This window comes from Myxococcus sp. CA039A, from assembly GCF_013336645.1.
Taxonomy (GTDB): domain Bacteria; phylum Myxococcota; class Myxococcia; order Myxococcales; family Myxococcaceae; genus Myxococcus; species Myxococcus llanfairpwllgwyngyllgogerychwyrndrobwllllantysiliogogogochensis.
In genome coordinates, this window is sequence record NZ_JABUMQ010000115.1 from 21,210 (window position 1) to 29,797 (window position 8,588).

Annotated in this window: 8 protein-coding genes; 4 read left to right on the top strand and 4 right to left on the bottom strand. The window is 70.4% G+C overall.

What is annotated here, in order from left to right:
• Nucleotides 1-348: 348 nt before the first annotated feature.
• From HR086_RS20300 to HR086_RS20310, 3 genes are all read left to right on the top strand, one after another.
• Nucleotides 349-1,644 carry a GDSL-type esterase/lipase family protein gene (locus HR086_RS20300; protein WP_373564330.1) on the top strand — a complete coding sequence of 432 codons (1,296 nt, stop codon included), beginning with the start codon at nucleotides 349-351 and terminating at the stop codon, nucleotides 1,642-1,644.
• Complete coding sequence (locus HR086_RS20305) at nucleotides 1,641-3,863, top strand: serine hydrolase (RefSeq protein WP_174466431.1); 2,223 nt, start codon at nucleotides 1,641-1,643, stop codon at nucleotides 3,861-3,863. The genes HR086_RS20300 and HR086_RS20305 overlap by 4 nt, the downstream gene beginning before the upstream one ends.
• Nucleotides 3,864-4,082: 219 nt before the next feature.
• Nucleotides 4,083-4,976 carry a YIP1 family protein gene (locus HR086_RS20310; protein ID WP_174466432.1) on the top strand — a complete coding sequence of 298 codons (894 nt, stop codon included), beginning with the start codon at nucleotides 4,083-4,085 and terminating at the stop codon, nucleotides 4,974-4,976.
• A 10-nt stretch (nucleotides 4,977-4,986) separates the two neighbouring features.
• Here the strand turns inward: HR086_RS20310 and HR086_RS20315 are convergent, their stop codons facing one another.
• From HR086_RS20315 to HR086_RS20325, 3 genes are all read right to left on the bottom strand, one after another.
• Complete coding sequence (locus tag HR086_RS20315) at nucleotides 4,987-5,412, bottom strand: low affinity iron permease family protein (protein ID WP_174460574.1); 426 nt, start codon at nucleotides 5,410-5,412, stop codon at nucleotides 4,987-4,989.
• A gap of 104 nt (nucleotides 5,413-5,516) precedes the next feature.
• A complete protein-coding gene (locus tag HR086_RS20320) occupies nucleotides 5,517-6,608 on the bottom strand; it encodes a hypothetical protein (RefSeq protein ID WP_174466433.1) in 1,092 nt (363 codons plus the stop codon).
• 223 nt (nucleotides 6,609-6,831) lie between these two features.
• The gene (locus HR086_RS20325; protein ID WP_174453725.1) at nucleotides 6,832-7,296 is read right to left on the bottom strand and encodes a hypothetical protein; all 465 of its coding nucleotides are present in this window, start codon (nucleotides 7,294-7,296) and stop codon (nucleotides 6,832-6,834) included.
• 218 nt (nucleotides 7,297-7,514) lie between these two features.
• On the opposite strand from HR086_RS20325, the gene HR086_RS20330 reads away from it, so the two are divergent.
• A complete protein-coding gene (locus tag HR086_RS20330; protein WP_174460575.1) occupies nucleotides 7,515-8,234 on the top strand; it encodes a trimeric intracellular cation channel family protein in 720 nt (239 codons plus the stop codon).
• A gap of 18 nt (nucleotides 8,235-8,252) precedes the next feature.
• Here the strand turns inward: HR086_RS20330 and HR086_RS20335 are convergent, their stop codons facing one another.
• On the bottom strand, nucleotides 8,253-8,447 hold the full coding sequence (locus HR086_RS20335) for a hypothetical protein (protein ID WP_174460576.1): 195 nt from the start codon (nucleotides 8,445-8,447) through the stop codon (nucleotides 8,253-8,255).
• Nucleotides 8,448-8,588: the final 141 nt, after the last annotated feature.

Sequence of the window (8,588 nt, forward strand, 5' to 3'; positions counted from 1 at the left end):
CCGCCAACTCGGAGGCCCTGTGTGTCGCAGGGTTGCGGGAAACCAGGAGGCAAGGTGCGAGCGCATCCCTCGCCCACGCTTCCCTGAGGAGCAGGGAGGCTGGCGGGCCGGGAAAATGCGCGAGCGGAAGAGTTCGTCTACGCTGCACGCCGCATGACGCATTCGGAAGTCGGGTGGGGTGGACGGCGGGCCGTGTTCCACGTCCTGGCCTGCTGTGGCCTCTTGGCCGCCTGTGAAATCGGTTCCGAGGTTCGCCCCCTCACCGCCCCGGAGCCTGTCACGGCCCCTCCGGCGGCGGCGGTGGCGCGCCCTCCGTCTGAAGCTCCGAGGCCACCCGAGCCCGAACCCGTGCCACGGCGCGTGGCGCCGGAGCCCACGGAGCGGACGCGGTCGACGCAGGCGCTGGCGGTGAAGCTCGGGGCGCTCGGGGCGAAGGTGGATGACCCGTGCGTGGCGCCCGTGGGCACGGGCTGCGCCCGCACCGCGCTGGCGTCCTTCTTCGAATCGTTGGATTCCCTGTCCGCCGGCACGGCGTCCGGGCCCACGGTCATCGAGGCCTTCGGCAACTCGCTCATCGCCGGGGACCGCATCGTGGACATCCTCCGGGACGACCTGGGCGCGGGCTTCGGCGCCGCGGGCCGGGGCGTGCTGCTGGTGGACCGGATGGCGCCCTATGGTGGGCGCGGACGCACCGGCTACAGCAAGGGAGGGTGGGAGCCCCGCACGCTGGGCGAGCTGCGCAAGCCCCCGCACCCGTTTGGAGTCACGGGCGTGTACCACGTGGCCACCGTCGCGAAGGCGCGCAGCCGCTTCAAGCTGGAGGGCGAGCCGCGAGGCACCCTGTGGTGGCTGGATGTCCCGCATGGCGGCGCGCTCACCGTCCTGAGTGGGGACACGGTGCTGGCCCGGACGGAGCCCACGGGGAGTGGTGAATCGAAGGCCACGCGCTTCGAGCTGCCCGCGGGCACGACATCGGTGGACGTGGTGGCGGAGGCGAAGGGCGCGGTGGTGCAGGGCGTGGTGTTGCAGCACGCGCGTCCTGGCATCGTCCTGGACATGCTCGGGGTGCCGTCCGCGGATGCGAGCCTCTATGCGCGGCTGGATGACGCGGCGCTGCGCTCGCAGCTGGCGGAGCGCGACCCTCGGCTGCTCGTCTTCTTCCTGGGGGGCAACGAGTCCAAGCGCCTGGAGTGGAAGCGCACGGATTTGGAGACGCTGCGCAAGGACTTGGGGGCGCTGCTGCGTAGGGCTCGAGCCGCCGCGCCGGGCAGTGCCTGTCTGGTGGTGGGGCCCATGGATGCGGTGCGGGACACGAAGGACCGGGGCAAGGCCTTCACGCAGCGCCCCTTCCTGGAGGCTGTCGTCGACGCGGAGCGGGAGGTGACGCAGGCGGAAGGGTGCGCCTTCTTCAACCTCTACGCGGCCATGGGGGGCAAGGGCGCGCTGTCGCGCTTCCACCAGTCCGGGTTCATGCACGAAGACCTGGTGCATCCGCGCGGACGGGGGCTGGATGTGCTGGGCCATCTGGTGACGGACGCGCTGCTGCGCGCCTGGGTGGAGACGCCGCCGGCTTCCCGTCGCGTGGCCGCGCTGTCGCCCGCGGCCGGAAGCCCGCCTGGTTCGACCGTGGAGGCCGCGCCATGATGACGCCGAGGGGGCTCTTCGCCGCGCTGTGGTTGTTCGCGACTCCGGCGCTGTCGGCGCCGCGTCTCACGCCGGTGTGCGAGTCCGTGAGCGCGGAGGCCGCCGAGGGCCCGCGCGGGTTTTCTCCCGAGGTAACGCAGGCGCTGGATGCCATCGTCCGCTCGGAGCTGTCCCAGGGGCCCGTCGCGGGGCTGACGGTGGGTGTCACGCGCGGGGCCCAGCGCTGGGTGTGTGGCTATGGCCTGCGGGATTTGGCCAAACGTCTGCCCGCGACGCCGCGCACCACGTTCCGCATGGCGTCCGTCACCAAGTCCTTCACCGCCGTCGCCGTCTTGCAGTTGGTGGAGCAGGGGAAGCTGGATTTGGACGCGGACATCCACACGCTGGTGCCGGGCTACCCGGCGAAGCAGTGGACCGTCACGGTGAAGGATTTGCTGGGACATCTGAGCGGGGTGCCCACGTATGACGGGCTGGCCTCCAGCAACAACGTGAAGCCGGTGAGCACGGGCGAGGCCATCTCCGCCTTCTCCGAGAAGCCGCTCGCCTTCGAGCCGCGCACCCGCTACCTGTACAGCACCTGGGGCTACAACCTGCTGGGCGCGGCGGTGGAGGCGGCGTCGGGGAAGTCCTATCGCGACTACCTGCGTGAGAATGTCTTCCAGCCCGCGGGCATGGAGCACGCGGACCTGGACGTCACCGCGACGCGCGACGAGCACCAGGCGGTGGGCTACCGCGTGAAGGACGGCGTGCTGAAGCCCTCGCGCTTCCTGGATGTGTCCAGTCGCTTTGGTGGAGGTGGGACGCGGGCCACGGTAGGGGACATGCTCGGCTTTGGTCGCGCGGTGCTGGCCCACCGGTTGGTGAAGCGGGACACCATGGGGAAGATGCAGGCGTCCATGGCCACGCGCGACGGGCGCCTCACGGACTACGGCATGGGCTTCGCGACCTATCCCCTGCGCGGCCACTACCTGGTGGCGCACGCGGGCGGGCAGCCGGAGACGACGACGCTGCTGGTGATGTTCCCCGCCGAGGACACGGTGATTGCGCTGGCCACCAACATCGAGGGCGAGGCGAAGCGGCTGCGGCGCCTGTCCATCCGGTTGATGGAGGGCGTGCTGGAGAGTGGTGTCACGCGCAGGGACGCGCACTTCACGGACCCGGTGGACTCGGTGGTGTACGAGGGCCTGGGGCGCATCGCCAGCTATGGTCTGGCGTATCACCTGTGGGCCACTCGAGGGCCGGGCACGCTGCCGCCGGACGAGGACCTGCCGGGCGCCTTCGCGCGTGTGTCGGAGCTGCTGGACCGCAAGCTCATCGGCAAGGACGCGAAGGCGGCGCTGGAGCGCATCCGCAGCGGGCATGACCCGAAGCTGGGCTCCGTCTTCATCCGCGTGGGCGCGCAGATGGCGCGCACGTTGGAGAAGGCGCATGGCCCGGAGCGACTGCTGGCGTACCCGGCGGAAGGTCCGCTGTCGTTCTTCGCGGACTATCTGGCCGCGTGTGAAGCTCAGGGTGTGCCGGACACGGAGCGCTTCGGCGAGCCGCTGCGCGGGGACCTGCTGCGCTTCGTCGCCGGGTGGAAGCGCGCGGAGGTGCCGGAGTTGCTTCGTCTGCGGCTGGATGAGACGAAGAACCCGGAGGCGCACTGGCCCGCGCTGAAGAAGACGGCGGTCTTGTCGCCGGATGTGCGGCCGGACTACTCGGACGAACTGCTGCGCGTCGCCGAGGGGTTCGCGTGGCGCAAGCAGTCCGCGAACCGCGTGCGTTGGCTGGAGCGGGCGGTGGAGTTGCAGCCGAGGAGCGTGGATGCCCGGTGGGCCCTGTCGCAGGCGCTGCTCACGGTGAAGCGGGACGGGGAGGTGCTGGCGCATCTACAGGAGGCCCTGGCGACGCCGCAGGGCGCGCTGGCGCTGGCGCCGATGTCGTTCCTCAAGCGCGTGGTGATGGACTCGGAGACGCCGCGCGTGGGGCTGGGCCTGGTGCGCGCGGGTGTGGCGCTGCACCCGGAGTCACCGGAGCTGTGGGAGGCCCTGGCGAAGCGGGAGAAGGCCCAGGGCCACCCTGCCGAAGCGAAGGCGGCCTTGCGTCAGGCCCGTCGCGCGCGCGAGGCCCGTCCTCCGGAGTTGACCGCCGAGCCGGCCAACCGGGCAGGCGTGGACCGTGGAACGGGCCCCGTGCCGGATGACCACGGCCTCGTGCGCCCGCGTCAGTCTCTCTGATTCGAAGATGGCGCCGGCCTATCGGGCTGGCGTGTTGCGCGAGCCTCGTGCCGGGTGTCCCATGGATTCGTGCCGTGCGCCCGCGTCAGTCGCTTTGAGGCGAGGACATCGCCTGCCAGCTGGGATGGGTGTGGCGCGAGCCTCGTGCTGGATGACCACGGCCTCATGCGCTCGCACGAGTCTCGCTTGGGCGAGGTCGTCCGGGAGGACTGTGCGAGGATGCCTCTCGTGTCCGGCATCCCGTGTCCCTTCTGTCAGGCCTCCTTCGCCCCCGGCGCTCAGCGCTGTCCGGCGTGTGGCGCCTCCTTGCTGGTTGCTCCTCCCGCCGACTCGGACGTGGCCGTCTGCGCCATCCATCCGGAGTGGATGAGCTTTCATGCGTGCACGCGCTGTGGCGCCTTCGCTTGCTCACAGTGTCTGCGCGAGGGTCCTCGCGGCGAACTGGTCTGCGCGCGGTGTCATGAGCGCTCGCCGCACGAGCCACTCCCGTGGGACCAGCGCGAGGAGTTGGGCTGGGCGAAGGCGTTCTGGAAGACGTGCGTGGAGGTGATGCTGCGTCCGGGCGTCACCTTCGGACGGATGTCACCGGAGGGGAGCGTGGGCAGCTCGCTCCTCTTCGCCTTGCTCACTGCGTTCGTCGGCTACTTCGTCACCAGCCTGTTCTACTTCGCCGTCCTGCTGGTGGTCCCCTACGAGAACCTCGCGTCCCGAGCGATGGGCGAGCCAGGCCCTTCCTTCTTCCGGGGCCTCGTTGTCTTCTTCTTCTTCGGCTGGGTGGTGGTGATGCCCGTGCTGAGCATGGTCATCACGGTGGTGGCCTCCGCGTTGGACCACGTGGTGCTGCGGCTGGCGGGAGCGCCGAGCACGTTCGCCGCGACGCTGCGCGGACATGCCCTGTCCCAGGGCGTCTACCTGCTGGGCCTGGTGCCCTTCTGCGGCATGTATGTGATGCCCTTCTGGAGCGCTGGCGTGCGAGTGGCCGCGTACCAGAAGCTGTACCGCGTGGGTTGGGGACAGGCTGCCCTTGGCGCGCTGCTGGTGCCCGTCCTCTCCTGCTGCCTGGGCGTGGGCGGCTATGCCGCGATGATGATGTCGCTGGTGAAGTCGCCCTAGTCGCACAGGCTCAGTGCTTCGAGCCCGGGTCCGATGCGGGCTCGTGCCGGTCATCGTGCCCCTGGGCGACGTGGCGTCCCCGGGCGCGCTCATGCACGCGCTTGAACTGGAGGGAGAGCTCCGCGAGCTCCTCCTCGGTGGCGTCCTCCAGGTCCGTGAACTCGTTGCGCGCGTGCTTCTGTGCGCGGATGAGTTCGTCGAGCTTGAGGTGGATGGCCTTCGCGTCGCGGTTCTGCGTGGCCTGGATGACGAACACCATCAGGAAGGTGATGATGGTCGTCGACGTGTTGATGACGAGCTGCCACGTGTCGCTGAAGTGGAACAGCGGCCCCGTCACCGCCCAGATGACCACCACGGACACCGCGAGCAGCAGGGCCTGGACGGAGCCCACACGCTCGGACACGCCCTGGGCGAACTTGTGGAAACGCTCGTGCATCCCTCAAGGGATGGGCATGAGCGGGAGGGTTGGCTTGCTTGCGCGGACGCTCGCATGCCGGGCTGGCGAGGGGCCCGAGAGCCTGCTCACCCTCCAGGCAGTCGCTACTGCCCGGCGGAGGTCCCCGAGGGGAGGGCCGCGGTGACGGTGCGCTGCTTGGGCCAGAAGCGCGCGCCATGCACGCCGTCCAGTTGGGCGATGCGCTTCTTGCTTCGCGCGTCGTAGATGCGCGCGCTGTGGTCGGAGGCCACGAGCAACAGCGCGCCTCTCACGCGCAGCTCCACCACCGACGTGGGCTCCAGCGACAGGGCCTCCGGCTCGGACAGGCGATCATTCGCTTCCCAGCGCAGCGGCGGCATCAGCACTGGCAACTCGCGCGCCGCGCGCCACGCGTACAGCGGCCCTCCGTGCGTCTCCAGCGAGACCCAGGCGCCGTACTCCGTGTGGCCCTTGTCCTTCACCACTGCATCCAGACGCACCGCGTCCTCGCTGCCCTCGGAGAGCTCCGTCGCCGTGGGCGCATCCGGGTCCGCGCCGAACGTCGAGGACACCAACTGGCTGGCGGTGGCCAACGCCGTCGTGCCCGCCGCGTCCTCTCGCTCGTACACCGTCGCGACGGACTCGATGCGCTTCCACGCCTCACCCTCGCGGCGGTACGCATGCGCGAGGCCCGGGCTGCCCTCCGTTTCCGGCACGGGCAGCCGCCGGCCATCCACGACGAAGACCTCCTCGCCTCGCTCTTCCTTCCGCGTCAGACCCTCCAACTGCGACACCAGGGCGACGACACGGCCCTGTGCGTCAAAGCCGAGCGAGTCCGTGTGCCCCTCGTCTGGGAGTGCGAGTGACACAAGGCCCTGGGGTGAGTCGAATTCCACCTTCCAGGCGCGTGGCGGCACGGTGCCTCCGCCCCGGTCCACCAGCGCGCCCTGCTTGCCGTCCGGGCTCCAGGCCATGCCCAGGCGCTCGCAGGGAGCCTCCACGGTGGCCAGGGCCTTGCGTAGGCCCGTGGCGTCCTGGCGCATCCAGGTACAGCCCGAAGGGGACGCGTCCTGGAGGAGCGAGAGCGCGAAGGTGGGGGCGGGCTCCGCGGACGGAGGGGGCGCCGGAGTCGCGGGCGCGGGGTCCTGTGACTTCTTGCAGGCACCCCCGAGCAGCAGGGTTCCGAGGAAGAACGCGGGGCCAAGGCGGCGGAGCATGAGGCTCTCCGGTGCGGGTTCCCTCTCACCATCGCAGAACGCCGGGAGTGGGAGGAAGTCACCCCTGGAGTACACAGCGCAGAACTTTCAATAGCCCACGCGTGGATGGGTGTCATTCACCCCGCCTGCCGTGTCGAGGTGCTCGTTGCAGGACAATTTCTCGGAGGGTGCGCGCCGAGCTACTCGACGCGCCGGGCCTTGTCCGCGCCGCTGACCGCGGGACTCAGACGAGCCAGCCGCTCTCGTCGAGGAAGAGGGCTTCGCTGAAGGGGTCTTCGTCCTTCTTCTCGCGCGCGGGTGGGGTGTCCGCGAAGTAGAGGCTGCGGCCGTCCTTGACGACGTGCAGGACGCGCAGGTCCTCGCGGGCGCGGGGCGTGACGATGAGCGGGTTGCCGGAGAGCACGACGAAGTTGGCGCGCTGGCCTGGCGCGAGGGTGCCCTGGGGTTCGGGTTCCTCGTCCGAGTTGCCGCTCGACAGCTTGTCGACGACGGCGGGAATCACCGTCCCACCCTGGAGCGGGATGACCTCGGTGTCGGGGCCGCGCAGCGCGAGGACCTCGGCGCGCGTGCCCACGGCGAGGATGTGGCCGTCCTGGAGGGCCAGGGCCTCGGCGGTGGGCTGATGCTCGTTCATGGTGAGCAGGGTTCCACCCTCGAAGATGCGGTCAGCGGGTCGGGAGGGATTCATGGCCTTCGCTCCGGGAGACGCGGGTAGACAGGTAAGTTGCGTTCGCGCGGAGGGCGCGGCCATGGGGGCAGGGAGATGTTGTCCTGTCGCCCGAGTGCCAGCCCGCTGGGGAGGGAATGCCGGGCATGCGGCCCCTGACCCTCCCGGCGCGGGTTGCTGGTGGACCGCGGCGTCCCCACGCTGGTGGATGGCGGTGTGCTGACGGGCCGCCGCGCGCCATGTCACTCGACCTGACTGAACCGAATGTGCAGGAGCAGGTCATCTCCTTGGGGACGCTCGTCGCGGACCTGTTGGGGGTGTTCTCTGGCTCGGTGTTGGGGGCGCTGCTGGCCGAGCGGCGGAAGATGGACCTGATGGGCTTCCTGGTGCTGGGGCTCGTGTCCGGCGTGGGGGGCGGAATCCTGCGCGACACGCTGCTCCAGGTGGGGCCGCCGCTGGTGCTGGTGAAGCCCGCCTATCTGGTCGCGGCCTTCACGGGGGCGTTCGCCGCGTTCCTCTTCGAGCTGCGGCACGGGCCGACGGTGAAGCTGTTGTCCGCGCTGGATGCGCTGACGCTCGGCTCCTTCGCGGTGGCGGGGACGCAGCGGACGCTGGAGGTGGGGCTGAGCCCTGGGACGGCGGTGCTCATTGGCATCATCACCGCGGCGGGGGGCGGCATCATCCGCGACGTGCTCATCCGGCGCACGCCCACGGTGATGAGGCCGGAGCCTGGGTATTACGCGCTCGCCGCCTTCGCGGCGAGCCTGGTGTGTCTGGCATTCTCGCTGACGGGGCACCGACGGCTGGCCCTGGTGGCGGGAATGGCGGTGGGCGCGGCGGTGCGGCTCATCTCCGTGCGGCGGGGATGGAGGCTGCCCGTCAAGCGCACGCGCGACGCGCCCCGGAAGGGGGACGACTTCGGCGGGCCTGGCGAGGACGAGGGCTGGACGAAGCCGTGAGGCTCGGGGCCCTGTGTCTCAGGGCTGTTTCTTCTTGCGGAGGACCTCGGCGGGGAGGTTGCGCCGGAAGGGGCGCAGGAGGGCCGCGACGACGGGCGCGACGGGGATGGGCAGGGCGACGAGGATGAGGATGAAGAGGAGACGGAAGGCGCGACGGATGTATCGCGCGAGCGCGCGCAGGAAGGCGAGCGCCCGGGAGAGGAACCGGGACATGGGTGCTCCTGGGACTGAGGGGACTGCCGGAAGGCGGAGGCGTTCCGGGAGGGCTCAGTGGAGGAGCGACCTGTGGAGCAGGAAGAGGCGCCGGGTGGGGCCTGGGGGATGCCTCTGGACGCGACCGTGGACCTGTCTCTT

Coding starts and splice junctions, on each gene's coding strand:
- HR086_RS20320 (WP_174466433.1), bottom strand. CDS start 6,608: ATGCTCCGCCGCCTTGGCCCCGCGTTCTTCCTCGGAACCCTGCTGCTC.
- HR086_RS20315 (WP_174460574.1), bottom strand. CDS start 5,412: ATGCACGAGCGTTTCCACAAGTTCGCCCAGGGCGTGTCCGAGCGTGTG.
- HR086_RS20310 (WP_174466432.1), top strand. CDS start 4,083: ATGCCTCTCGTGTCCGGCATCCCGTGTCCCTTCTGTCAGGCCTCCTTC.
- HR086_RS20305 (WP_174466431.1), top strand. CDS start 1,641: ATGATGACGCCGAGGGGGCTCTTCGCCGCGCTGTGGTTGTTCGCGACT.
- HR086_RS20325 (WP_174453725.1), bottom strand. CDS start 7,296: ATGAATCCCTCCCGACCCGCTGACCGCATCTTCGAGGGTGGAACCCTG.
- HR086_RS20335 (WP_174460576.1), bottom strand. CDS start 8,447: ATGTCCCGGTTCCTCTCCCGGGCGCTCGCCTTCCTGCGCGCGCTCGCG.
- HR086_RS20330 (WP_174460575.1), top strand. CDS start 7,515: ATGTCACTCGACCTGACTGAACCGAATGTGCAGGAGCAGGTCATCTCC.